Here is a 26,575-nt window from a genome sequence, read left to right as displayed (position 1 = left end):
GCGGTTAAAAGCCAAATTTACTAAAATAGCGATAGAAAAGTATTTCTTTTCTCCAACTCTTACAAATTAGGGCGGAGAAACCCCGCCCTATAGACAATTTTGCTGAAATAAACAGCAAGAATTAAAGTGAAACCTTAACTAAAAGTATCTTACTTCTTAGCCTCAGCAATGGGAACCCATTCAGTGTGGAAAGTTCCTTCCTTGTCAGTCCGTTTGTAAGTATGAGCGCCGAAATAGTCCCGTTGTGCTTGAGTTAAGTTTTGTGGCAAGCGATCGCGGCGGTAACTATCGAAGTAATCTAGAGAAGCACTGAAAGCTGGAACAGGAATACCCAACTTAGCCGCAGTCACAATTACTTCCCGCCAAGCCGCTTGTCTATCCAGAATTGTTTGCTTAAATTCAGGCGCTAACAACAAGTTAGGTAAAGCTGGATTTTCGTCAAAAGCCTTCTTAATCTTATTCAAGAAACCAGCCCGAATAATACAACCACCCTTCCAAATTCGAGCCATTTCGCCCAAATTCAATTCCCAATTGTAAGTTTTAGAAGCTGTAGACAACAGCGCCATACCTTGAGCATAGGAGCAGATTTTAGAACAATAGAGAGCATCCCGCACCATGTTTACAAAAGCGGCAATATCGCCACCATACTTAGCATTAGGTCCGGTGATAATCTTAGAAGCAGCAATGCGTTCATCTCTAATAGAAGACAGAATCCGCGCATTTACTGCTGCTGTAATTGTTGGAATCGCTACACCCAATTCTAAAGCAGTTTGTACAGTCCAACGACCAGTACCCTTTTGACCCGCAGCGTCAACAATTAAATCAACGAGGGGAATCTTGGTTTCTGGGTCAACATAGGGGAAAATATTCGCTGTAATCTCAATCAAAAATGAATTGAGTTCGTCAGTTGTATTCCATTGAGAAAATACCTCATGGAGTTGTGCTGCATTTAAACCAGCCACATTTTTCAGTAAATCGTACGCTTCTGCAATTAACTGCATATCACCGTACTCAATACCATTGTGAACCATTTTCACATAATGTCCAGAACCACCAGGACCAATGTAAGTGACACAAGGACCATCATCAACTTGAGCCGCGATTTTATTGAAAATCGGGGATAGATACTCATAAGAGCTTTTTGTTCCACCGGGCATGAGAGAAGGACCATTTAAAGCTCCTTCTTCACCACCACTCACACCCATACCAATATAACGTAAACCAGTGGGTTCTAATTCTTGAGTGCGTCTTTCTGTATCTTCAAACCAAGAATTACCACCGTCAATAATAATATCACCCTCTTGTAGTAAAGGCTTAAGCTGTTGAATTACCGCATCAACAGGCTTACCAGCTTGTACCATCACCAAAATTTTCCGAGGACGTTCCAATGAGGCGACAAATTGTTCTAAGCTAAAAGCAGCCCTAACGTTCCGTCCTTGGGCGCGGTACGCCATAAAGGCATCGGTTTTTTCACGAGAGCGGTTGTAAACTGCAATTGGAAAGCCATTTCTTTCAACGTTAAGAGCGATATTTTCGCCCATAACAGCTAATCCAATCACACCAAAGCTTTGTAGTGTCATAGTTTGTGTTCAAATCTTTTGTTTGGGTTTGGCTCTTTCTCTTGCAGATCCTTTCTCTTTAAGGGTAGTCCGAGATTTTCGCTTCACTCCTAAAGAAGATATTAAGAGTTTCTCAAGAATTTCCCAAAATTACGACCAATATCAATAATTATTTTCATTTTGTATTTAAGTCAACAAATTAGTGACAAATTAGTGACAAAATTTGCAAAATTAAAATACATAGTGCAAGGAAAGGCAAGAGGCAAGAGGCAATAAAAATTAAATATCCTTATTCTATCCCCTATTTTCTTTATTATCTCTTCCCTCTCCCCCGTCCCCCGTCCCCTCTCCCCCGTCCCCCGTCCCCTCTCCCCCGTCCCCTCTCCCCCGTCCCCCGTCCCCCGTCCCCTCTTCCCTGTCACCTGTCACCTGTCCCCTGTCACCTGTCCCCTGTCCCCTCTCACCTCTTCCCTCTCCCCTCTTCCCTGTTCCCTTTCTTTCATGAAATAGTAAGGAGTATTAAAAAATGCTGGCCTATTTTATAGCGTTGGTAGTCGCTTTTGGTAGTTTAGCCATTTACCTATCAGCCTTCTTTTTTCCAGAAATCCATCGCCAGAATGATTTTATCTGGAGTGGAGTTGGGTTATTCTACGCCTTGGTACTATGGATTTTTGCACCTGGAATTAGTGGAGGGCTGTTACTGGGTCATATAGCCAGTGTGGCACTGTTAGTATGGTTTGTGTCACAAACTCTCTCATTACGGCGACAGTTGGCCCCCGAAGAACAGCAAACTCCTTTACCCAGTCCTGAGCTAATTAAAATTAGTTTCCAAGAACAAATGTCAAAGTTTTCTGTGAAAGAGAAATTTCGACAATTATCCGCATTCATTGGTAGTGTGTTTAGTGGTGCAAAAGGAAAGCCGTCACAGACTGTAAATCAACAGCCAGTTATCAAAACTACTCAAGAGATTTTACAGCCAGGTACAACTCAAGCAACTCAACCCTCAAAATTACCAGATGAGTCGCTAAATGTCACCCCAGCAATTGTAACTCAAGCTTTATCAGAGGAGACTTTTTCTCCATCACCTGTTTTAGAAACAGTAGAACTAGCACCAACAGCACCAGTTATTCAGCCGCAAGAAGAACAGGTAATTCCGACAACAGAAAGACCTGCGACAGCCGAAACTCAAAATCTATCAGAAATAACTCAAATTGAAGTATTTGTTTCAGAATCACTGATAGCAGCAGAAACTGAAACTCTGGTAGAGATAGTTCAGACTGAGGTACTTGTTTTAGAAGCAGAAACTAAGGATGCTGCCACTGAACTAAAAGTAAGTTCCCCAAATCCAGTGACATCGGAGTTATTAACCACAGAAGCAACTCAAAACCCTGCCATGAACGTTGAGGAAGTTCAACCAGACGGGGAAGCATTACCAGAAAAAATCCCATTCAATAAACCAGAGGAGGAGTAATTGAGGGGATTTACGCTGCTGATTCCCATAAATCAAGGGAAACTGGGCAATTTATGATAGTAGGGGCAACTACAGGGGGTTTGTCCCTGCTGGATTAAATCCCAATTGGGATAATAAACGATCAATATCAAAATGCTCAGACATAAGAGAGCGAATACACTCTATTTTAATTGGTTCATGGACGCGAACCTGACCAAAGCTGCGGTCAATGATTTCTACTGTGGTCAGAGTATCCAGATCCACGGATAAAATCGGGATTTCTAGCTCTTCGGCCCGGTTAAGGATAAATGCAGGAGGTGGTAGTTGTCCAGTCAGAATCAGACATTGAGTAGATGTTTCTAAGGCTGCTTGTTGAATTTCCACCCGGTCCCCCCCAGTCACTACCGCCATATTCTGACGTTTGCGGAAGTATTTCACAGCAGAGTTGACATTCATTGCCCCAATGGCTAGACTTTGGACTAATAAATCTAGGCGATCGCTTCGACAGAGAACTTCAGCGTTTAACTGCTTAACTAATTCGCCCACACTCACACTGCGAAGGATATCGCTTTTGGGTAATGTTGCTAGTACAGCAATATCCTGTTTTTCCAAGAATGGACGCAACAGGGTTTGTACTAACTCTGATTTTTCTTCGGGTACTTCATTAATTACGACACCCATTAACCGTTTACCCAATCGCTGTTTAGCAGACAACAACCCTTCAATAGAAGTTAGTGATTGATAACGGCTAATTAAGAGTACAGGAGCATCTAATTTTTCTGCTAGTTCCAGTAAGGATAATCCAAATAAATTTCCTTCTGATAAGTTTGCAGGTCCTTCTAATAAGACCAAATTGCTCTTTGGTATTTGTGAATACTTCTCTACTAGTAACTGTTGATAGTTGGTTGTGTCTTCTCCCTGTAAGCGTTTCTGGACGGTAATTTCATCTAAAGACAATAAGGTGGGAGCAATACGGTTGTCTGGAAGGTTCAGGTTATGAGTAATAAACTGGACATCTTCCTCAACTACTGTTCCTGTTGGTGTCTTGACAAAATTACCCAAAGGCTTACCATAAGCGATATCCAACCCATGAAGTTTTAGCTGATGAGACAAACCTAAAACCGTTGCAGATTTGCCACTGTAAGCTTCAACTGATCCAACCAGCAAGTATTTAGCAAGTGTTGGCACGTATGCACTCCTAATTTCAAAAGTTTGTACAACTCAGCTAGGTGTCTATCAATTTTAGTGCTTTCTGGTGGCAGGTAAATAGCTTGATTCAATCTTAATTGCCCCAATCTTAAAAATTAAATGGGAATAAATCTAGCTGTGGTAGCTATTGTAGCGATTTTGATCAAGATAAAAATATCTGTTTAAATAAATAATTTATGCTTTTTGGCATACAACAGCGATTATATGGAAGCTTTGATTTCTTCTGATGTCATTATGATCTGAATTTGCTTCGTAATCAGTAATCCGAGGCTTGATAGATACTGTACAATAAATTATGTAGCTGGCTAATAAAATATGCAAGATACCCTGACTATTACCATTAATCCAGAACTAAAAGCAGCACTTTTAGAAATTACTCAAGCTGAAGGTATATCTCCTGATAGTTTCATTGGTAAAGCTATTGAGGATTATATTTTTACCCACACATTCCGCGCTTTGCGTTCTTATTTGATGGCAAAGAATCAAACAGGTTATACCGATGAGGAAATTTTTGAGATAATTTTATGAAGCTAGTTCTAGATACTAATGTTCTGATTCAGAAAATATTAGACAGAGTTTTCTAAATACATAGTTATTCAGCGAGTATTTCATAAAATAATCTTGGAGGAGTAGTTATGTCCACAAAATATTTTAATCCTTATACAGATTTCGGTTTTAAGAAACTATTCGGAGAAGAAGGCAGTAAAGATCTACTCATGGATTTTCTCAACCAACTTCTACCAATACATCATCAAATTCAACAATTAACCTTTAAAAATCCGGAAAATCTAGCTGATACCATAGCAGAACGTAAAGCCATATTTGATATTTACTGCGAAAGTAAAACTGGTGATAAGTTTATTGTGGAAATGCAAAAAGCAAAAATCAAGAATTTCAAAGATAGAGCTTTATTCTATTCCACATTCCCCATTCGTGAACAATCAGAAAAAGGCGATTGGAATTTCTTTTTACTACCCGTCTATTTTATCGCCATTTTAGATTTCGAGTATGACGAAAATATAACATCTAAATTTAGGCGCGATGTGTGTCTAAAGGATCAAGATGGTGATATTTTCTTTGATAAGTTAAACTTTAAATTTTTACAAATGCCATTATTTAATAAACAAGAAAATGAATTAATAACGCATTTTGATAAATGGCTGTATTTTTTGAAGAACTTAGAAAGTTTTAATCATATACCCGTGATATTAAATGAACCAATATTTCAGAAAGGGTTTGAAATAGCGGAAATATCTCACTTAAATGTGGAGCAGTATGAACAATATAAGAAGAGTTTAGTGCAGTATTTAGAAGTGAAAAATGTATTTGATACAGCCTTTGAAGAAGGTGAGAAGTCCGGTATTGAGAAAGTTGCTAAAGCTTTGAAAGAGCAAAATATAGCCATAGAAATTATTGCAGAATCAACTGGCTTATCTTATGAAACTATTAAAAGAATTTGAGCGAATAATGCCAATTGATAGACTTGGCGATCGCATTACTGACTTTAACCCCACGGAAGGCGATCGCTCTCAGCTTTGAGTTAATTTCAGGGAGCGATCGCATTCTGTTGGTATATGATTCTCTATGAAGTTAGGCTAAATAGCTATATTCCGTGACTTGTGGGAAGTCCTAATAGTTCATCAACAAATTAAGCTAAAATAAAATAAATAGCAAAATCCTCACCAGTATATGGTTACATCAACACAAACCACAACTCAAACCTTATACGACCAAGACTATTACCTGTGGATAAGAACAACCATTAACCAACTTCGCACAGGACAATTTTCTGCTGTTGATTTAGAGAATTTATTAGAAGAATTAGAAACTATAAGTAGAAGTGAGAAGCGAGCAATTGAAAGTTTATTAACTAAGTTGCTTGTACATCTACTAAAACTCAAATGTTGGGATAGTGAAAGAGAACGTAATCAAGGACATTGGCTAGGAGAAATTAGGACATTTCGCAACCAGATTAAGAAATCTCTTAAAGATAGTCCAAGTTTAAAACCTTACATTTTAGAAATATTTGACCAATGTTATCAAGATGCTAGATTAGAAGCATCAGATCGCTCTCAACTTCCCCTTGATATCTTCCCTCTTATCCCCATTGCTTCACTAGCACAAATTTTAGATGATTGGTTGCCAATCGAAAAAAATCAAGGCTGAAATTTTTTTCCTCTTTCCCTGACTTGAGATTTGAGAGCCAAACTAAAATCAAAGCTAAAATCAAAACGACATTGTACTAAAAAGCTTTAATGCTGACCGCTGACCGCTGAAAGCTGCTGTACGTAATTTATATCCTGGATAGAAACGTCATTATAGTACATAAGTTCTACATTTTCCCATTAACTCCCACTTGAAAATTCATCCCTAAGATTCTTTGCTTTTATCTTTATCAGTTGCTACATAGAGTCCTAAACTGTAGATGAGAATTGAAAAGCAGTCGGGAGAAATTTTGTGAAAAAAGTTTTAGCAATCATTCTTGGTGGGGGTGCGGGTACTCGGCTTTATCCGTTAACCAAGCTTCGCGCCAAACCAGCAGTACCAGTAGCCGGGAAGTATCGCTTAATAGATATTCCCGTTAGCAACTGCATCAATTCGGAAATATTCAAAATCTATGTCCTCACTCAATTTAACTCAGCCTCCCTGAATCGTCACATTGCTCGTGCTTACAACTTTAGTGGGTTTAGCGATGGATTTGTAGAAGTGTTAGCCGCACAACAAACCCCAGAAAACCCCAACTGGTTTCAAGGTACGGCTGATGCTGTGCGTCAGTATATCTGGATGTTACAGGATTGGGATGTAGAGGAATTTCTGATTCTCTCCGGTGATCATCTTTACCGTATGGATTACCGTCAGTTTATCAAGCGTCATAGAGATACAAATGCGGATATTACACTTTCCGTAATTCCCATGGATGATCGTCGGGCTTCGGATTTTGGCTTAATGAAAATTAATCAAGCCGGGAGAGTAATTGACTTTAGCGAAAAACCCAAAGGGGAAGCCTTAGCGCAAATGCGTGTTGATACTACCATATTAGGATTAACGCCAGAACAAGCTCAATTACAGCCATATATCGCCTCCATGGGGATTTATGTCTTTAAAAAAGATGTTTTGATTAAATTGCTAAAAGAATCTTTAGAACGGACTGACTTTGGTAAAGAAATTATTCCCGACGCAGCTAAGGATCATAACGTTCAAGCCTTCTTATTTGATGATTATTGGGAAGATATTGGGACAATTGAATCTTTTTATGAAGCCAATTTAGCTCTAACTAAGCAACCCCTCCCTCCCTTTAGCTTCTACGATGAAGCAGCACCAATTTATACCCGCGCTCGTTATCTACCACCCTCTAAACTATTGAATTGCCAAATCACAGAATCTATGATTGGTGAAGGTTGTATCTTGAAAGATTGCCGGATTCAACATTCAGTTTTAGGAGTGCGATCGCGCATAGAATCAGGAACTACAATTGAAGAAACCCTGATCATGGGTGCTGACTATTATCAGCCATTTGTAGAGAGACAATGCAGCCTAGAAGAAAATGATATTCCCGTCGGTATTGGTACAGACACCATTATTCGTCGGGCCATCATTGATAAAAATGCCCGCATTGGTCACGATGTGAAAATCATCAATAAAGACAACATCCAAGAAGCAGAACGGGAAAAACAAGGCTTTTACATTCGTAGTGGCATTGTCGTCGTTCTCAAAAACGCTGTCATTCCCCATGGAACAATCATCTAGTTAGTCAGTTGTTCGTTATTTGACTAATGACTAATGACTAATGACTAATGACTAATGACTAATGACTAAATTAATTTTGCTGATTGGTCTTCCTGGTAGCGGTAAATCAACCTTAGCAAAACAACTATTAACAGAATGCTCCCAGATGCAGCTAATTTCCACAGATGCCATCCGGGGGCAAATTTTTGGTTCTGAAGCAATTCAAGGGGCTTGGCCGCTAATTTGGCGGGAAATAGAACGACAATTTCAACAAGCCATAACCTTGGATCAAGGAGTGATTTTCGATGCTACCAACGCCCAAAGGAAAAATCGTCGAGCAGTGATTACCCTAGCCCGTGATTTTGGCTTGACTCATATTACCGGAATTTGGCTTAGAACCCCAATCTGGCTATGTTTAGCCCGAAATCAAAGACGAATTCGTCAAGTTCCCGAAGACATCATTTTCCGAATGCACCGCCAAATCCGGGATGCCCCCCCCAGCTTAGAAGAAGGAATAGATGAGTTGATTTCTTGTTCACAATGGCAAGAGTGCGGGAATTGCCCTGGTACATTCGGCAAAAACCACACTTAACTTTGGGAACTTTTTGTTAATTTAATATTTAGACTCTTTTCGGCATTAGACCAAGAAAACAGTAGATCTCATATTTTAGAAAAAACATAACCTAAATTTCCACAGGAGGCTAGTAAATGGCTGCAACGGACTTTAAAGACTATTATGCAATTTTAGGAATTACTAAAACCGCCACATCGGAAGAAATTAAACAGGCTTTTCGCAAATTAGCCCGTAAATATCATCCTGATGTTAACCCCAACAACAAACAGGCCGAAGCAAAATTCAAAGAAGTGAATGAAGCCTACGAAGTCTTATCAGACCCAGATAAACGCAAAAAATACGACCAATTTGGTCAATATTGGAAACAAGCCGGTCAAGGTTTCCCCTCCGGTGGTCCTGGTGCCGATATGGGCGGCTTTGACTTCGGACAATACGGCAGTTTTAATGACTTCTTAAATGAATTATTTGGTGGCGCTGGTCCTCGCAGTGGACGACAAACCGCCACAGATTCTACCTCCACTGGGAGAACAGGTGGTAGATATGGGGGTTTTAACGATTTTTCTTTTCAAGACGCTGCTAGAACACAAGACACAGAAGCAGTAATTACTTTAACTTTAGGCGAAGCATTTGCCGGTGTCGAGAAACGATTTAGTTTAGGAACTGAAACTATTGATGTGCGTATCCCCGCTGGTGCTAAAGCTGGTACTCGCTTACGGATTAAGGGAAAAGGCCAAATTAACCATCAAACGCAACAACGGGGGGATTTATACTTGAAAGTAGAATTACAACCCCATTCCTTTTTCCAAATGGAAGGTGATCATCTGGTCTGCGAAGTCTTCATTACCCCTGATGAAGCTACATTAGGAGCAGCTATTGATGTTCCCACCCCCGACGGTCATGTTAATGTCAAATTACCAGCAGGAGTTCGTTCTGGTCAATCTCTACGCCTACGTGGTAAAGGTTGGCCGCTAACTAAGGGTGGACGTGGTGATCAATTGGTCAAAGTAGCGATCGCTCCGCCAAAAGACCTCAATCCCCAAGAACGGGAATACTATGAGAAAATCAGGGCTATCCGTACCTATAACCCCCGCAGCCATTTAGCACAAGTTAAATTGTAAAGATTGTTTACAATATTCCCCATAAAAATGAGCTAAAATCGTCATTTTGTCTCCCCTGTTAATAATTCAGAGTCGTGAAAACTCTCGAAAATGCTTCACTTCCTACCTTATGGGATCTAGCCACAGCATAACAGGGCATTTTATTTCTGAGAACACCCCTATTCAAAAATATATACTTACTTTCTCATGATCTATCTTTTTTTAAAGTTAGGTTCATGGTATAATGGCGGGCAATTGATGATCGCATTTATTTGCGTACTGACATCAATTGTTGTCTTTTTTATCGATATTGCAGTTTACCGATTCCGAGTCACACTGGGGAAAATAGCTTCAGGGCATTTGCCCAGAAAACTATTAACTCTATATAGATTTTCGGCGTTGCTGAAACCAAGTATGAATTTATGTGTAGAGCCGAAAATACCTAGCCAGGTCACGTCTCCACTACAAAGGGTTGAATATCATTAAAAATAATGTTCATACATCAAATCAGCAACGCCAGATTTTCGCCACCGCATAACAAACATCTTGTGAGGAGTGATATTTTGAGCAGTAAAAAACATTCTGTTAGACCAGGGAATCATTGGAAGCAGTTGATCTACTTGGGTTTATGGCTAACCCTACCAACCTTGTTCCTGACCACAGCCATTTCAGTTAATTCCGCATCTGCCGCAGATGACATAATAACTGAAAACCAGAACAGTGAATTAAGCACCGATAAAACTGCAAAAGCTAATTCTGTAACCGATACCAAACAGGTAGTCGCGGCCGCAGAATTAGAAAAAACAGTGGCATCTGTTCCTGAGCAAAACCAACCACAGCTAATTGCACAAACTGGAGACGGTAATCCGGACGATGTTGATAAAATCCGCCAGGATTTACTAATTGAACCCCTGATTAAGATCAAAGTAGCACTAGATCCTAAGCCAACCTACCCACCTGGACTCAGTTTTGCTGGAGCGAGTGCCTTCGGAGCTAACATGAGTGACGCATTTGTAGGATTATCAGCGGCAACCGCTGGTAATAGGGGTAACTCTATAAATGACATAGACGCGAGTACCAGCCTCGGTTTTGGTTTAGGTAATTCCGAAAAACTAGTTGGTCTGGAATTATCGTTCAACAATGGTAGTGTCAAAAACTTTGGTTCTAATGGAACCTTTGACCTCAAAGCTCACCGCATTGTCTACGCTAAAGGAACCAATCAAATTGCTGTAGCTGCTGGCTGGAAAGCCTTTGCTCAGTATCAGACCAAGAACAGTAGTGAAGAAATCAGACCTTCCAGCCTCTATGGTGTGGTAACAAGTTACTCCCTTTTAAAACCTAATGATCCTGTGAATAAAATGCCCGTCTCATTCTCCCTGGGCGTTGGAGGTGGGGACTTTAGGCAAGGTAACGCCAGTACTGGTGTATTTGCTGGAGCGGGTGTGCAAGTTCACCCCCAAGTCGGTGTGGGCTTAGGTTGGAGTGGAGTTGGCTTAAACCTTGGTGCTTCCTTCGTACCTGTGCCTACTTTACCCTTAACAATTACAGTCCAAGGTGCGGATCTTACTGATAACAGCGTAGGTGGCACAACATTTGCGTTAAGCATAGGTTATGGTTTCAATTTCTTGCCTAAATAAATAGAGCTTGCTGATAGGGTAGCATGGCTAACGCCATATAATATAACCTAAAAACCTTAGATATAAGGATTTTAAGAGATATTAAAGTCAAAAAAAGTGCAGGGAATCAGGGACGATAGCATCAATTGTCAAACAGTTGTATATTTTAGATAATCATCATGTTAAAAACCAGAAATCTCATTTTTACCCTCAGCTTGAGTCCTCTACTGTCATTTGCTTGGCAGTTACCAAACCAAGCCCAGAGTTCCAGTCCCAGTAAAGGTACAGCTGGTGTTGATGCTGGCGCTGCTACTGGTGCTTCACAAACTAGTGGTTTTTCCACACCAACAGAAACAACACAAGGAACAACACAAGGAACAACACAAGCAACAACACAAGCAACAACAACGGAGGGAACTCCTGTAACCATTCCTATAATACCTGGTGTTAAAATCACCATTTTAACTGGTGTTTCCACGGATGGCAAGCTGTCGGTGGCTACAACTACAGGTGGTGACACAACTGCAACAGTTGCACCTACAGCAGCGACCGTAGAATCAACTTCATCTAGCCTCACTGTCATAGATGGTGAAACGGGAAAGACTGTTGTGCTCATCCTTGCCGCACAAAACCAGGTTGAAATCAATCAGTTGGGTGCCGTTATTATTCAGAATGTTAACAGTATAACAGGTGGTACAACAGGTGGTACAACAGGTGGTACAACAGGTGGTACAACAGGTGGTACAACAGGTGGTACAACAGGTGGTACAACAGGAAGTGTTGATGCTGCTGACATTACTACGCTATTGACAGGTGGTGCTGATGCACAACAGGCTGCGACTAACGTAACAAACGGCTTCATTGCTGGGGGTATTACCCTGGAACGAGCAACAGCACTAGTCACAGCCCTAACTGGTTTGTTTGCTTCTTCTAAAGGTTCCTTGCCAAATCAGCCCGTAGCCCTAGCAACATCAGGACAGCTAGTAGCCAGCACCAAACCTTTTAAACCGGTTACTATCATTGCTCAAGGCAGCGCTGGCATAAGTGTCAATATCAATAAGCTAAACGACGCTATTGTTGCCTACAACTCGATTATCCTGCAAAGTCAACCGCAAGCTGTTAAAAATCTCTCTCGCAATGGCGGTTTCGTCGGCATTGGTGGCATACTCAAACAATTGAGAACTGTGATCAAATAACCTTTAATTACGCAGACGCAACTCCAAACAATACCTGGGAGTTGCTGAATTGTAGTAGGTGACGGAGCTTGCGAAGCTACATTAGGAGCAGCTATTGATGTTCCCAACCCCAATGGTCATGTTAATGTCAAATTACCAGCAGGAGTTCGTTCTGGTCAATCTCAGCGCCTACGTGGTAAAGGTTGGCCGCTAACTAAGGGTGGACGTGGTGATCAATTGGTCAAAGTAGCGATCGCGCTCCGCCAAAAGACCTCAATCCCCAAGAACGGGAATACTATGAGAAAATCAGGGCTATCCGTACCTATAACCCCCGCAGCCATTTAGCACAAGTTAAATTGTAAAGATTGTTTACAATATTCCCCATAAAAATGAGCTAAAATTGTCATTTTTTCTCCCCTGTTAATAATTCAGAGTCGTGAAAACTCTCGAAAATGCTTCACTTCCTACCTTATGGGATCTAGCCACAGCATAACAGGGCATTTTATTTCTGAGAACACCCCTATTCAAAAATATATACTTTCTTTCTCATGATCTATCTTGCTTTTAAAGTTAGGTTCATGGTATAATGGCGGGCAATTGATGATCGCATTTATTTGCGTACTAGATCAATTGTTATCTTTTATGTACGTATTACAGTTTACCGGTTCCGAGTCACACCGGGAAAAATAGCTTCAGGGCATTTGCCCAGAAAACTATTAAAGGCGCTTTGGGGATTTTCCTCAAAGCATTGCGTTAGCGTGGCGGCGCGTTAGCGCGATATGCCGAGTTAAGAACTTTGGTTTTTAAGACTCTATGTCCGTGTATATCATCAGATGTCCTAGATTAAAGTTTCTGTATATAAACTTTCGCCACCGCATAACAAACATCTTGTGAGGAGTGATATTTTGATCAGTAAAAAGCATTCTGTTATACTAAGGAATCATTGGAAGCAGTTGATCTACTTGGGTTTGTCGCTAACCCTACCCACTTTGTTCCTGACCACAGCCATTTCAGTTAATTCCGCATCTGCCGCAGATGACATAATAACTGAAAACCAGAACAGTGAATTAAGCACCGATAAAACTGCAAAAGCTAATTCTGTAACCGATACCAAACAGGTAGTCGCCGCCGCAGAATTAGAAAAAACAGTGGCATCTGTTCCTGAGCAAAACCAACCACAGCTAATTGCACAAACTGGAGAAGGTAATCCAGATGATGTTGATAAAATCCGCCAGGATTTACTAATTGAACCCCTGATTAAGATCAAAGTAGCACCAGCTCCTAAGCCCACCTACCCACCTGGACTCAGTTTTGCTGGGCCGAGTGCCTTCGGGGCTAACATGAGTGACGCATTTGTAGGATTATCAGGAACGACCGCTGGTAAAACGAGAAATGTGATCGACGGTAGTACTAGTCTCGGTTTTGGTTTAGGAGATTCCCAGAAACTAGTTGGTCTGGAATTCGCTTACAGCAACAATAGTATCAGAAAATTTGGAGTTAATGGCAGCTTTGACCTCAAAGCTCACCGCATTGTCTATGCTAAAGGAACCAATCAAGTTGGTGTAGCTGCTGGCTGGAATACCTTTGCCAATTATGGTACTGACCCTACCGGACCTTCCAGTGCCTATGGTGTGGTGACAAGTTACTCCCTTTTGAAGCCTAATGACTCTGTGAATAAAATGCCCATCTCCTTCTCGGCTGGGGTTGGGGGTGGCAGTTTCCGCCAAGGTAATGCCAGTACTGGTGTATTTGGTGGAGTCGGTGTGCAAGTTCATCCCCAAGTCGGTGTGGGTCTAGGTTGGAGTGGAGTTGGTTTAAACCTTGGAGCTTCCCTAGTTCCTGTACCAACCATACCTTTAACCATTACACTCCAAGGTGTGGATCTCACAGATAATAGCACGGGCGGCACGATATTTGCCTTTAGCATTGGTTATGGTTTCAATTTCTTGCCTAAATAAACACTTCCATATCTAGAATATTTAGAATTTAAAGAATCATCATGTTGAAAATCAGAAATCTCATTTTTGCTCTCGGTCTGAGTCCATTAACATTAGCCGTCTGGCAATTACCCAGCCAAGCTGGAGGTAATGCACCTGGCTCTGGGAGTGGCAATAATATGCAAGGTTCAACAATTACCCCTTTCTCAGTGCCGCCAGCAGCACTGCCAACAGGAGGAGGAGCAGCTGCAGGAGGAGGAACACCAGCAACAGAAGCAGCAGCAGCAGGAGCACCAGGAGCAGCAACGACAACAACAACAACAACGATAGGAGGAGAGACAGTAACAACAACAGCCGTAACAACACAAGCAACAACAACGGCGGGAACTCCTGTCACCATTCCTATAATACCTGGTGTTAAAATTACCATTACAGCTGGTATTTCCACGGACGGAAAGCTGTCCTTGGCTACAACTACAGGTGGTGACACAACTGCAACAGTTGCACCTACAGCAGCGACCGTAGAATCAACTTCATCTAGCCTCACTGTCACAGATGGTGAAACGGGAAAGACTGTTGTGCTCATCCTTGCCGCACAAAACCAGGTTGAAATCAATCAGTTGGGTGCCGCTATTATTCAGAATTTTAACAGTATAACAGGTGGTACAACAGGTGGTATAACAGGTGGTACAACAGGTGGTACAACTGTAAGTGTTGATGCTGCTGACATTGCTACGCTATTGACAGGTGGTGCTGGTGCACAACAGGCTGCGGCTAACGTAACAAACAGCTTCACTGCTGGGGGTATTACCCTGGAACGAGCAACAGCACTAGTCACAGCCCTAACTGGTTTGTTTGCTTCTTCTAAAGGTTCCTTGCCAAATCAGCCCCTAGCCCTAGCAACATCAGGACAGCTAGTAGCCAGCACCAAACCTTTTAAACCGGTTACTATCATTGCTCAAGGCAGCGCTGGCATAAGTGTCAATATCAATAAGCTAAACGACGCTATTGTTGCCTACAACTCGATTATCCTGCAAAGTCAACCGCAAGCTGTTAAGAATCTCTCTCGCAATGGCGGTTTCGTCGGCATTGGTGGCATACTCAAACAATTGAAAACTGTGATCAAATAACCTTTAATTACGCAGACGCAACTCCGAACAATACCTGGGAGTTGCTGAATTGTGGTAGGTGACAAAGCTGGCTATGCCGACCTAAAAAACCTAAAAAATGCTAACAAAGTCCAGGTTTTTATAGTCCGTACTCTGTAGGACGGTAAATCTGAACGGTTCTTGACTCAGGTATGACTTATGCAAGTGGCACAAAAAAATATAATTTTTTTGAATTTTTTGGTTTTTAGTCAGGGCTAAAGCCCTGATAATCACCTCTTGTACCCGTAATCTTTTGTATCTGCCTCTGGCACTGATGAACTCCTTCCCAGATGGAGTCTGGGAAGGAGAATTTGCGGCAAAGCCGCAAATACAGTAAACACAGTAGAAGTTCCCGCTGCTATTCCCTGGCTCTTTTGGGAAACGAGGGAAAAGAGGCGAAAAGAGGGGAAAAATTTATATAAAATTTATATGTTAACTTTGATAAAATTTTAGTATTTATAGTGTATTATGTAATAAATAAAAGATGTATTCCTCAAGTCAGGGAGTAATTAATGAGAAACAAGTTTGGATTAGGAAACTCTTTTTTAGTGACAACCTTAGCTATATCTAGTTTACTGGGTGTCACCTTTGCAGCACAAGCCCAATTACCGCCAGTTTCATCAATAATTTATGTTGACCCTGTTAATGGTTTAGATCCTGATCAAGCTGGAATATCAGCAAAGCCGTATAAAACCATTACTTATGCTATGAGTCGGGCTGAAACGGGTACAGTTATTCAATTAGCTCCCGGTAATTATAGCAGCGAATCATTCCCGATCAAACTCAAACGAGGGGTAACATTACGGGGTGATGAATCCAGCAAAGGTGAGAGGGTAGTTATTTCTGGTGGTGGTGATTATATCAGTAGCATTTTTGCTAAACAGAATATTACTATCCTGGCAGATCAAGATACCACAATTGAAGGTTTAACCGTCACCAACACCAATGAAAGGGGTACAGGTGTATGGGTAGAATCAACTAACCCAACTATCAAAAACAGTACCTTTATTAACAATGCTAGAGAAGGAGTTTTTGTTACAGGTACAGGAAATCCTAAAATTGAAAATAACCGATTTGTGCGAAATAGTGCCAACGGGATTTCCCTAACCAAATCAAGCCAGGGGGAAATTCGTAATAATTTATTTCAGAATAACGGCTTTGGTTTAGCCATTGGTAATGATTCCACAACCACCCTAACAGAAAATCAAATTATTCAAAACAAGGACGGTATAGTGATTTCTGAATCTGCTAAACCTTTAGTGCGTAAAAACACAATTCAGAATAACAAACGTGATGGTATTGTTCTCATTCATGATGCTTTACCTGATTTGGGGACTAGTAATAACCCAGGTGGCAATGTCATTGCTAATAATGGTCGTTATAACTTCCACAATGCTACGAAAAACAACACCATGTTTGATGTCACAACGACAGAAACACCTGATTCTTCACAAACCGCTGATTTATCCGCCGGTGATCCTAACATAGCACTGCTAAAAAAATGGGAACTAACACCTATGGACTGTAACTCTGGTAGTGAAGTAGTCACCATCATCATGAGTCGCAGACGATACTGCATTACGCCCCATCCTGACTTAACAGCTAAACGTTACCAATATAATCAGGCTACTGGTAACCTTAAAGCTTTAGCAGATTCTCCTACATCTACTTCGTCTCGTCCAGGAGAGGGTTTATAGGTTTCTGTATCAAAGTGACATTTAATAGTTACAGAAAAGCAAAGTCTTAGATTATCTCTTCCAATTTTTTTAATATTTACGAGGTCTTATGAAACATCAATTGAAAACAGCGATCATAGTAGCAACTTTAGCCTTATCCAGTATTTTCGCTTTGGGGTCTACAGTTCAAGCTTTCCCAAAAGTAGATAATACTATAGATGATAGTGCTGATTCAGATCTAGATCCCTCTGAGGAAGCTTATACAGGAACTAAATTCACCTGTGTATCTGATGAAAATGGTAACGTGGCCACCATTGGTCAGCGACCTGGTGGAGAACCCATTCCCGTAATTATTTGGACTTCAGACAGTTCCAAATATTTTGGTCAGAAAGTTAGTCCTCAAAGCCGTTGCCAAATCGTGACAGAAAGATTTAATCAGGCTGTAATTAATAGTGGTGGTAGCCTCAAAGATGTTGTCTTGACCAGCGGTACGGTAGGAAATAAAACCGTCATTTGCGTACTTTCCATCAACGATACTGGTTGTGATGGTGGCAATACTCTGTTTACTTTAAACCCGAAAAATGCCAAGAGACCAGACCAAGTTCTTACCCAAATAGCTCGAATCAGTCGTCAAGGTTCTAGTGCTGGCGTAATTCGGGAAACCGGGGGTCGTGTCCAGGTCAAATTGACTGCTTTGCTAAAAGGGAAAAGTGCTGCTCGAATTAAACCAGCTACTGGTGGTTTATAATAAGTAAGAGGATGTTTGGAAAGTATTAAGTTTAATTGCTTCAAAACAATAAAACAATTAGCTCCTGCAAAGCTAATTCTCCGACTGTAGTTTCCCCCATCGCCCTAACCTTATTTGACGAAGAAAGGGAAAAGGAAAAACCTTGGTTTTGGGAATGGGGGTTTCAAAACCTCTCCCCCCATAGAAAAGGTTTCCCGGAGGCCTTATGCAGTCAACTTGATGGGTGAACTTGACAACTTTCAAAATATTCTCTCACATCCTTAACTGGAAACCCTAAAAGTCTCATTTCTTCTTCTTTTTAACATTTAGAGGTCTTATGAAATATCAATTGAAAACAGCGATTGTAGTTGCTACTTTAGCCTTGTCTAGCATTGTTGGTTTGGGTTCTACAGTTCAAGCTTTACCACCTGTAGATAATAAAGTGGATACTAGTAGTAATAATTCAAATGTAGACCCATCGGAGGAAGCCAACACAGGAACTAAATTTAGCTGTGTATCCCAGGGTAAGGGTAACGTGGCTACCGTTGGTCAGCGCCCCGGTGGACAGCCTATTCCCGTCATTATCTGGACTTCTCAAACTTCAAAATACTTTGGTGATAAATTTAATCCTCAAAAGCGTTGCCAAATCGTCACCAAGAAATTAGGTGAGGCTGTAGCTAACAGTGGTGGTAGCCTCAAAGATGTTGTGTTGATGACCGGTCGAGTCAACAAAAGCAGTGTGATTTGTGTAATTTCCGCAAATGACACTGGTTGTGATGGTCGCAATACTCTGTTTACTCTCAAACCAGAAAACGCCAAAAAAGCAGACCAAGTTCTTGCCCAAATCATGCAAATTAGTCGTGAAGGTAGTAGCGCCGGTGTAGTTCGGGAAACAGAAGGTCGTGTGCAGATCAAATTGGAAGATGTGCTAAAAAGTAACCGTGGTCTGTCTATTGGCCAAGGCGCGAAAAAACCTGCTGTTAGAGATGATTCACGTGGCTTGTAATTATTAACTCAAGTTGCTAGTTATCTGAGTTAATCCAGGAAAAAAGTCATTTGTAATTAGTAGTTAAGGAAGAGATGAAGTTTTGATCTCTTCCCTAATTGCTAACATATAATTTCTTATAATTTGTAGGCATGATTTAATCCCCATTTTTTGTTTAATAATCATGTTTTCTCCCATAGCTCGCAGATTCTTTTTACTATTTATTACAACGTTTTCTGTGATTCAGTTGTATGCCCATTCCCACCCGGTAGTTTTGGGTGCTACGTCTTCTATAAATTTTGATATTACCGCCGCCGAAATTGCCAATCAAGTAACTGTCAGAATTTTCACTAAATTTGGTTCTGGCTCAGGGGTAGTTATTAAACATGAAGGGCAAACTTATACAGTATTAACAAATAATCATGTAGTTACTGATAGTCCTGAAGATGGTTATGAAATTTTGACTGCTGATGGTAACATTTATCCAGCAGAGCAAGTTAATTGTGTTAATACAAAAAAATTGGACTTAGCACTGGTGAAATTTACTAGTCCAGAGGATTATCAAGTGGTAACATTGCCAAAGTCAAAAGCTATTTCTGAGGGTGAAACAGTATACGCCTCTGGTTTTCCCGCTTGGCATTTTGTCTTCAAGGGTAAGAAGATCACTAAAATGGAAGAAACCCGCCATTGGGGAGTTAAAGCCTTTCAACTCAAAACTGGAACTATTAAAATGCAGCTGGACAAAACTCTCCCTGGTGGTTATCAATTAGGCAGCACTAATGATGTTTTTCAAGGCATGAGTGGAGGACCTGCCTTAAATCAGCAGGGTGAACTAATTGGGATTAATGGGCTATTAAAGTATCCTTTTCAAGGTATTGATGCTTTTACCTTTACCGATGGTACCATACCAAAAAAAGAAGATTATTTGCAAATGGAATCTCTTAGTTGGGCTATTCCTATTGACAATGTTCTTGATTTTCTCAAAGAACAAGAAATGGTTAACCAAGATCAAACATAATTACCAAGATATACAAAAAAACTCAGGATATGAATTTATATTTCACCAGGGTAAATTATACCATCTTGACTACGGCAGTAATCGCAACTATTGTAATTTCTCTACCAACATCTGCTGCTGATACTGTTAGTACCCAAAAGATTGCTCAAATTGCTAAAAATACCTCAGTCCAAATTAATGCAGAGGGTGATCTTACTCCTGGAGGTTCAGGTGTAATTATTGCTAAACAAGGTAATATTTACACTGTCCTCACGGCTAATCATGTGGTATGTGATGATTTAGGACGGGCAGGAAAAATTACCTGCGCTACAGATATTACCTATTCTGTACGCACAAACACGGGCAAAGATTACCCTGTTAAAGATGTTAAAGTTTTACAAAAAACTAAAAATGACGCGGATTTAGCTATAGCTACTTTTGTCGCTACAGAAGATTATCCCATTGCTACCTTAGGAAACTCTGACCAAATGGTAGAGGGCGCTGATGTCTTTGTGGGTGGGTTTCCAGCGGTGTTTGGTAAAGTTGGATCTGCCAGAGACTTTGCTTTTACTACCGGAATGGTTGTTTCTCGCGCTAGTAAAGCTATTAATGGCTATGGTTTGATTTATGATGCCAAAACTATAACTGGTAATAGTGGCGGTCCGGTGTTTGATATTGCTGGTAGGGTTGTGGCAATTCACGGGTTAGCTGATACTTCAGCTAAGAATAAAACGGAAACCGGAGCAGTGGTGACACAAAAAACGGGATTTAATGCCGGGATTCCTATTAATACTTTTTTAGCTACAAATGAGCCAATTATTCAAAACACCCCCATGAAGAAGGATGATAGTCCTACGAATAAACCTGCTAATAATTTAAATAATCCTCAGTCAGCAAGAGACTTTTATGGTAGGGGTATTACTAAACTAGATCAATATAATTATCGGGAAGCTGCGGAAGATTTTACTCAAGCAATTAAGCTAGACCCTAAATATATAGAAGCATACTTCAAAAGAGGATATTCATATACCTGGGTCAGCAAACATCAAGAAGCCCTGACGGATTTTAACCAAGCTATTGTTCTTGATCCTAACTACTTAGATGCCTACCTCAACCGGGGTTGGAGTCAGCTATTCTTACAAAATGATCAAGCAGCCCTTGAGGATTTTAACCGCGCAATTCGTCTCAACCCTAACTATGCCGATGCCTATGCCCATCAAGGTATGGCTTATATTAAAATGGGAAAATATCAAGCGGCTTTGGAATCTTCTAAACAGGCTATTCGTCTCGAACCTCGCAACAGTTATGGGTACACTATTCAGGCAGATGTGCTTAATAACTTAAAAGACTATCCAGGAGCTATAAAAGTGTCAACTCTAGCTATTCTGATTGATCCTGATGATTTTAATGCTTACATTAATCGCGCCATAGCTTACACTTTAACTAGTGATTTTCAAAATGCACTTTCAGATTACCAAAAGGCCTCGGAAATATTTGCAAGACGTTATATTAAAAATCCTGTTTCTCTACCAGAACCACAGCCAAAACCAAGTTCTAATTCTCCAGCAGAACCACAGCCAAAACCAAGTTCTAATTCTTCTAGTGACCCAAATGTGGATATAATTAAAAGTTGGCAAGTAATTAATGTCCCCTGTAACTCTGGGGGAAAAGTAGTATCAATCGTGATTGATGGTAAAAAATACTGTGTACTTCCTCATCCCAGTTTAATGTCTAAAGGTTATCAATATAATCGGGCTACAGGTAAGTTAGAACCTGTTGATGCCAATTTAGAGCTAATTAAAAGTTGGGAATTAACTGATGTCTCCTGTAACTCTGGGGAAAAAGTAGTATCAATTGTGATTGATGGTAAAAAATATTGTGTACTTCCTCATCCCAGTTTCATGTCTAAAAGTTATCGTTATAATCGACGTACGGGTAAGTTAGAACCTGTTAGTCCCGATTGAGAGCTAATTAACAAGATAGCCGTTGCGAATCCAAACTATTGCCTACCGCTATATTTTTCTAGAAGTGTCTCTACACTGGCATTATGATTTAAGAAGGAAAATAAATGCCTGTAGAGCAGTTTTCCATCTTTATCTAACACAAACTGCGCTGGTAAAGGCGCTCCTAATGCTTGTCCAGTCTTATAAGTACGAAATGTGTGGCAACTAGGATCACTCAATAATGGCATTTTTAAACCCAAATCTTTGACGATGATTTGACTTTGCTTTTTGTCAGTGCTAGTAATTAATAGAATTTCAATTCCCCGATTTTGGAAATGTTCATAATTTTCATTTATGGCTTGAATATGGGGATAACAAAAGGGGCAATATTGCTTTTCTGTGAAAATTCTGGTAAATGCCAGTATTACAGGTTGTTTACCTCGGAAATCAGAGAGTTTGATGACAGTGTTGTTAGTAATATCTGATAATTTAAAATCAGGTGTTCCTACACCCAATCTAAAATTATCTAAGGCTGGTATAGGTAAAAAGTTATGGAAAAATCTCTCATTAAATAAGCCAGTAAAATCAGTTGCAGTCAGCATAAAGAGTAATTTGTAAGTAATTTCTAAGTAATTTCTAAGTAATTTCTAAGTAATTTCTAAGTAATTTGTAAGCACTAATTCCTAATCCCCAGTTATCTAACCAGTTATCTAAATAGTAGAGAAGTAGATTTTAGACTTGACGGGATCAGGATTCATCGTTTTATCTCCTGGTTGCCAATCAATAGGACAAACTTCATCTGGGTGAGATTGCACGTGCTGAATTGCCTGTAAGATTCTCAAAGTTTCGTCTATACTGCGACCAAAAGCCATGTTGTTGATGGTAGCGTGTTGAAGTATACCATCTTTGTCAATGATGAACAAACCACGTAAAGCAACACCGGAGGAGGGGTCGAGAACGTTGTAAGCGGCGCTAATTTCTTTTTTAATGTCAGAAACCAGGGGATAATTTAAGTCACCAACACCACCGGATTTACGATCTGTTTGCATCCAAGCGAGGTGAGAAAATTCACTATCAACGGAAATACCGAAAACTTTCGTATTCAGGTTGCTAAATTCCGCATAGCGATCGCTAAAAGCAGTAACTTCAGTAGGACAAACAAAGGTAAAATCCAGGGGGTAGAAAAACAGAACAACATATTTACCGCGATAATCAGATAATTTAATTGGTTTAAACTCTTGATCTACTACAGCTGTTGCTGTAAAATCGGGAGCTAGTTGACCAACGCGGAGGCATCCCTCTATTCCGTAGGTGAACATCATTAACCTAACTCTCCTTCTTGGTACTTATATCTATTTTGCAGCCTGGGCATATTAGTTAAATGAAAATTACTTATCTACACAGTTATCATCTAATTATATATTATTTTGTTATTATGAGATAATAGATCATAGTCCCAACGCTGACGGCAAACATAATAACATAATTAAGTAAGCGCAAAAGAAGTAAATATTAACACTAGTAATACTGAAAAATAGCCGAGATTCCTCAACTTTAGAAAACAGGGAACCGGTAAAACAGAAACGAAAACAGAAACTTAGAATATCATGATTTTTCCTGTTGAAATTAGCCGCAGTGGAAATTATTAATTAGGAATTAGGATAGATACAGGCAATGACAAAATAGTCTAAAATATAAAAAAATAATTCACAAGACACAAATTCGGGAATTAATCAATTTGGGCATGAGGGGCATTATGTCCATTAACCTCACTATTGATACTTCACTGATACTTCACACTTGATCATGAAGATAAGTCCTAAATTCTCTGTTGATAAAACTTCTATTCAACCTTAACCAATCTCAATAAACGATAACATTATGTCTTACGTATCCGTCCTCAAAAACATACCGGAAATATTGAGCCAACCCACTGGAATAGCGGCTATAGCTTCCCTTGGTATCCATGGTGCCATTGCCTTAATTGTGCCATTAATGCCAGTTAACTCTAGTAATTCTGCGAAGATTGACCCATCGAAAGCAGTTCCGCTCATGGAATTGAGCGCAGCTGATCAAAAGCGATTACCGCAACCTCCCAAAATATCCCAGCTTCCATTACAGCAACCCCAACTACCACTACAGCAGCAACTACCGGGCGCTAGTTTGGGGAACTTAACAACTATCTATCCCCCTTTGCAACCAGAATCCTTTAATCCACCATTATCAGTTATTCCTAGCTCACCTATTCCTAGCTCACCAACCAACTATAACATCTCTTCTCTGCCTAGTAGACAAGCTATCTTGGGACTGATTCGCAGCAATTCACAGCGAGAAATACCTAGATTAGAAGCCAGATATACTCCCTCAGCGTCTCCTGATGTCAATAATCTCAGCGAGAGAATCCCAGAAACCGAACCCTTAGCAATTAATAGGCTACCAGAACTCAAGCAGAATAATGAAATACCTGGAGAACCACTGAATAATCCATCTCCTGCACAGTATGATATTGGCAGTAGAACGTCAACAGAAATTTCACCAACACAAACAGTGAAATCAGAAAATAATGTGATTAAAATTCCTCAAGAACAGGAAAAAATAGCTTTAACAGACAATTCTCTAAGTAAATCACCAGAAATACTCACAACCGAGTCTGAATTTAAAAGTAAGGGAACTGAGCAATTGGTGGCTAAACTGCAATCTTATCGCGCTTTCAGACAAAACATTCAACAGGAATATCCGAATGTCAAAGAAAAAGGTGTAATTCGTGAAACCATCCCTAGTGATACAGCAGAGATGGAAAGTACAGTTTCGGGAGCAGCATTCATAGGTTCAGATGGCAAGGTTTTAGATATTAAATTCCAAGAGACCAGTATATCGCCTCAGTTACAATCTAAAGTAAGAGCATATTTCAAGGATAATCCACCTCAAGCCGATAAGCAACTGATTAGCTCTTATCCTTTCCAATTCAAGTTCCAAAATAATCTCAATGCTTCTGGAGTAAGTTCTAAGATTCAACCTTCTGCAACTCCCAATCCAGAAAAAGTATCTACAACTCAAACACAACCCGTACTAACTCCCAATCCAGAAAAAGTATCTACAACTCAAACACAACCCGTACTAACTCCCAATCCAGAAAAAGTATCTACAACTCAAACACAACCCGTACTAACTCCCAATCCAGAAAAAGTATCTACAACTCAAACACAACCCGTACTAACTCCCAATCCAGAAAAAGTATCTACAACTCAAACACAACCCGTACTAACTCCCAATCCAGAAAAAGTATCTACAACTCAAACACAACCCGTACTAACTCCCAATCCAGAAAAAGTATCTACACCCCCGGATACTAAGAAGACCCTTGAAACTGCCACCGTAAATACTCTTAATTCTGTAACTTTACCGACACATAAAGATAATTCCCTTGCGGGCAATACTGAGTCTCATAAAAAACTAATCCAAAAGTTACGCCAAATCAAAGAAGAAAGAAAAAATCCTCAATAATCATTTGTCAAAGGGTAAGAGGGAGGAAAACCTGAGCAATTACCAGCCCCGACAGATATGATATAAGTTAATGAAAAATGGACTGGATTACTCTACTGCGATCGCTACAGTCTGACTTTCTCAACAGGTTAAAATCTGGTTGTCTACTTCATTGCGAAGTTGAAGGTCAACATAGTGAATTAACTATTATTTCTGGTGATAGATTAAAGACATTACGGGAATTTTGTTGGTTAATGACGGAAAAATATAAACGCACCTCCCCAGTCCGTGATGTTTTTATTAAAAACCTGAAAGGTAAATTAGGAGAAGAAGTTGTTAAAGAAAGATTAGCCATACTCTCTAATCTCGAAATAACGTAGTATACTGGGGTTAATCGTATTTAACCGAAAGATGAAATACCTAACCCCAGAACAAGTTTACAAACAATTTGGCTACCTCCCTAAGACGACGGCAGAATGGGCTGACTTAGGGAAAATAGAATGTATTTCCCTGGGGGACACCGGAGATATCCAGAGTCAGCCTTTATCAAAACAGTTCCAACGGATAAAGAACGGGTTCTTTACGCCCGTGTCAGCACAAAAACCCAGTTGTTAGACCTTGACACACAAATAGAATTTTTAGGTAAAACTTACCCAGGATGTCGAGTCGTCAAGGATGTTGCTAGTGGCATGAACTGGAAGCGGAAAAACTTTCTTAAATTAATGACTCAAGTTGCGGAAAATCAAATCTCTGAAATTGTGGTGGGACACAAGGACAGGTTATGCAGGTTTGGTTTTGACTTCGTTGAGTGGTTTTGCAACCTTCACGGCTGCAAAATTGTTGTGGTGAACAATGCCAAGCTATCATCCCACGAAGAGTTAATGCAGGATTTTATTATCATGCACTGCTTTTCCTCCAAACTTTACTTTCTTCGGGCTTACAAGAAAAAAATAGCCGAAGAGCAAAATATTCATGAAACAAATAGTAGCGAATACGAGTCAATAGGAATATAATAGTAAAAGACGTAGCAAACCAAGTTCATGAAACTCAAAGTTAAAAATCAGTTAACCGTTACGAGAACCGCCATTTTAGGGACTAAAAAACTAAATACGTGGAAATCTAACGAACTTGATTTAATTGCTTTGCGTTTAGGACAACTGCGCTCTGACTTGTGGAATGAGTTCGGCTCTTTAAAGGCTTGGGGCATTTCTAAATTTGAAATTGACAAACAGCTACGCACATCTAAAGACAAGTACCAATTACCTGCTAAGTT

General features: G+C 40.2%; 23 protein-coding genes and 3 pseudogenes. 21 read left to right on the top strand and 5 right to left on the bottom strand.

The annotated features are described in order from the left end of the window. Positions 1–149: 149 nt before the first annotated feature. Positions 150–1,580, bottom strand: a complete 1,431-nt coding sequence (gene gndA, locus H6F39_RS13975; RefSeq protein WP_137909302.1) for an NADP-dependent phosphogluconate dehydrogenase — start codon at positions 1,578–1,580, stop codon at positions 150–152. 273 nt (positions 1,581–1,853) lie between these two features. Beyond that, a complete protein-coding gene (locus H6F39_RS21000) occupies positions 1,854–1,988 on the bottom strand; it encodes a hypothetical protein (RefSeq protein WP_255501575.1) in 135 nt (44 codons plus the stop codon). A gap of 97 nt (positions 1,989–2,085) precedes the next feature. Here H6F39_RS21000 and H6F39_RS21185 point away from each other — a divergent pair, with 97 nt between their 5' ends. Then, positions 2,086–3,030 carry a Ycf66 family protein gene (locus H6F39_RS21185; protein WP_190396887.1) on the top strand — a complete coding sequence of 315 codons (945 nt, stop codon included), beginning with the start codon at positions 2,086–2,088 and terminating at the stop codon, positions 3,028–3,030. A 69-nt stretch (positions 3,031–3,099) separates the two neighbouring features. On the opposite strand, the gene H6F39_RS13965 is transcribed toward H6F39_RS21185, so the two are convergent. Next, complete coding sequence (locus H6F39_RS13965; protein ID WP_190396886.1) at positions 3,100–4,197, bottom strand: DRTGG domain-containing protein; 1,098 nt, start codon at positions 4,195–4,197, stop codon at positions 3,100–3,102. A gap of 336 nt (positions 4,198–4,533) precedes the next feature. Here H6F39_RS13965 and H6F39_RS13960 point away from each other — a divergent pair, with 336 nt between their 5' ends. The 16 genes and pseudogenes from H6F39_RS13960 (at position 4,534) to H6F39_RS13885 (ending at position 21,840) form a co-directional block, all read left to right on the top strand. Beyond that, entirely contained in the window at positions 4,534–4,746 is a 213-nt protein-coding gene (locus tag H6F39_RS13960; protein ID WP_137909299.1) for a hypothetical protein, read from the top strand. A 107-nt stretch (positions 4,747–4,853) separates the two neighbouring features. Continuing rightward, on the top strand, positions 4,854–5,678 hold the full coding sequence (locus tag H6F39_RS13955; protein WP_137909298.1) for an Rpn family recombination-promoting nuclease/putative transposase: 825 nt from the start codon (positions 4,854–4,856) through the stop codon (positions 5,676–5,678). Positions 5,679–5,907: 229 nt separating this feature from the next. Next, positions 5,908–6,384 (top strand): DUF29 domain-containing protein, encoded by a 477-nt coding sequence (locus H6F39_RS13950; protein ID WP_137909297.1) that lies wholly within the window; start codon positions 5,908–5,910, stop codon positions 6,382–6,384. A gap of 291 nt (positions 6,385–6,675) precedes the next feature. Further along, entirely contained in the window at positions 6,676–7,965 is a 1,290-nt protein-coding gene (locus H6F39_RS13945; RefSeq protein WP_190396885.1) for a glucose-1-phosphate adenylyltransferase, read from the top strand. Between the two features lie 61 nt (positions 7,966–8,026). Then, positions 8,027–8,536, top strand: a complete 510-nt coding sequence (locus H6F39_RS13940; protein WP_137909295.1) for an AAA family ATPase — start codon at positions 8,027–8,029, stop codon at positions 8,534–8,536. A 116-nt stretch (positions 8,537–8,652) separates the two neighbouring features. Further along, positions 8,653–9,636: a DnaJ C-terminal domain-containing protein gene (locus tag H6F39_RS13935; protein ID WP_137909294.1), complete on the top strand. Its 984-nt coding sequence runs from the start codon at positions 8,653–8,655 to the stop codon at positions 9,634–9,636. A 542-nt stretch (positions 9,637–10,178) separates the two neighbouring features. Further along, entirely contained in the window at positions 10,179–11,252 is a 1,074-nt protein-coding gene (locus H6F39_RS13930) for a hypothetical protein (RefSeq protein WP_190396884.1), read from the top strand. A gap of 158 nt (positions 11,253–11,410) precedes the next feature. Next, positions 11,411–12,427, top strand: a complete 1,017-nt coding sequence (locus H6F39_RS13925; protein WP_190396883.1) for a hypothetical protein — start codon at positions 11,411–11,413, stop codon at positions 12,425–12,427. 72 nt (positions 12,428–12,499) lie between these two features. After that, positions 12,500–12,768, top strand: a pseudogene (locus H6F39_RS13920) (DnaJ C-terminal domain-containing protein); the annotation flags it as partial. A 606-nt stretch (positions 12,769–13,374) separates the two neighbouring features. Next, positions 13,375–14,364 carry a hypothetical protein gene (locus H6F39_RS13915; RefSeq protein ID WP_370539393.1) on the top strand — a complete coding sequence of 330 codons (990 nt, stop codon included), beginning with the start codon at positions 13,375–13,377 and terminating at the stop codon, positions 14,362–14,364. Positions 14,365–14,405: 41 nt separating this feature from the next. Beyond that, positions 14,406–15,473, top strand: coding sequence for a hypothetical protein (locus H6F39_RS13910; RefSeq protein WP_190396881.1), 1,068 nt, complete (start codon positions 14,406–14,408; stop codon positions 15,471–15,473). Between the two features lie 530 nt (positions 15,474–16,003). Then, complete coding sequence (locus H6F39_RS13905) at positions 16,004–17,188, top strand: DUF1565 domain-containing protein (protein ID WP_190396880.1); 1,185 nt, start codon at positions 16,004–16,006, stop codon at positions 17,186–17,188. Positions 17,189–17,276: 88 nt separating this feature from the next. Next, positions 17,277–17,915 carry a COP23 domain-containing protein gene (locus tag H6F39_RS13900; protein ID WP_190372105.1) on the top strand — a complete coding sequence of 213 codons (639 nt, stop codon included), beginning with the start codon at positions 17,277–17,279 and terminating at the stop codon, positions 17,913–17,915. A gap of 316 nt (positions 17,916–18,231) precedes the next feature. Next, positions 18,232–18,900, top strand: coding sequence for a COP23 domain-containing protein (locus H6F39_RS13895; RefSeq protein ID WP_137909589.1), 669 nt, complete (start codon positions 18,232–18,234; stop codon positions 18,898–18,900). A gap of 163 nt (positions 18,901–19,063) precedes the next feature. Then, positions 19,064–19,897: a serine protease gene (locus H6F39_RS13890; protein ID WP_137909590.1), complete on the top strand. Its 834-nt coding sequence runs from the start codon at positions 19,064–19,066 to the stop codon at positions 19,895–19,897. A gap of 29 nt (positions 19,898–19,926) precedes the next feature. Next, complete coding sequence (locus H6F39_RS13885) at positions 19,927–21,840, top strand: tetratricopeptide repeat-containing serine protease family protein (RefSeq protein WP_190396879.1); 1,914 nt, start codon at positions 19,927–19,929, stop codon at positions 21,838–21,840. 35 nt (positions 21,841–21,875) lie between these two features. Here the strand turns inward: H6F39_RS13885 and H6F39_RS13880 are convergent, their stop codons facing one another. Together H6F39_RS13880 and H6F39_RS13875 are read right to left on the bottom strand one after the other, a co-directional pair. After that, positions 21,876–22,421, bottom strand: coding sequence for a peroxiredoxin (locus H6F39_RS13880; RefSeq protein ID WP_137909592.1), 546 nt, complete (start codon positions 22,419–22,421; stop codon positions 21,876–21,878). Between the two features lie 108 nt (positions 22,422–22,529). Next, complete coding sequence (locus H6F39_RS13875) at positions 22,530–23,141, bottom strand: peroxiredoxin (RefSeq protein WP_190372108.1); 612 nt, start codon at positions 23,139–23,141, stop codon at positions 22,530–22,532. Between the two features lie 559 nt (positions 23,142–23,700). Between H6F39_RS13875 and H6F39_RS13870 the strand changes: the two genes are divergently transcribed. The 4 genes and pseudogenes from H6F39_RS13870 to H6F39_RS13855 form a co-directional block, all read left to right on the top strand. Next, entirely contained in the window at positions 23,701–25,323 is a 1,623-nt protein-coding gene (locus H6F39_RS13870) for a hypothetical protein (protein WP_190396878.1), read from the top strand. Positions 25,324–25,400: 77 nt separating this feature from the next. Then, positions 25,401–25,655 (top strand): annotated as a pseudogene (locus H6F39_RS13865) (hypothetical protein); the annotation flags it as partial. Positions 25,656–25,802: 147 nt separating this feature from the next. Further along, positions 25,803–26,315 carry an IS607 family transposase gene (locus tag H6F39_RS13860; RefSeq protein ID WP_242028648.1) on the top strand — a complete coding sequence of 171 codons (513 nt, stop codon included), beginning with the start codon at positions 25,803–25,805 and terminating at the stop codon, positions 26,313–26,315. A gap of 27 nt (positions 26,316–26,342) precedes the next feature. After that, positions 26,343–26,575: pseudogene (locus H6F39_RS13855) on the top strand (addiction module component); the annotation flags it as partial.

Source organism: Dolichospermum sp. FACHB-1250 (genome assembly GCF_014696335.1).
Taxonomy (GTDB): Bacteria; Cyanobacteriota; Cyanobacteriia; order Cyanobacteriales; family Nostocaceae; genus Dolichospermum; species Dolichospermum planctonicum.
The sequence above is the reverse complement of the archived record's forward strand: the minus strand, read 5'-3'. Positions and strand labels throughout refer to the sequence as shown.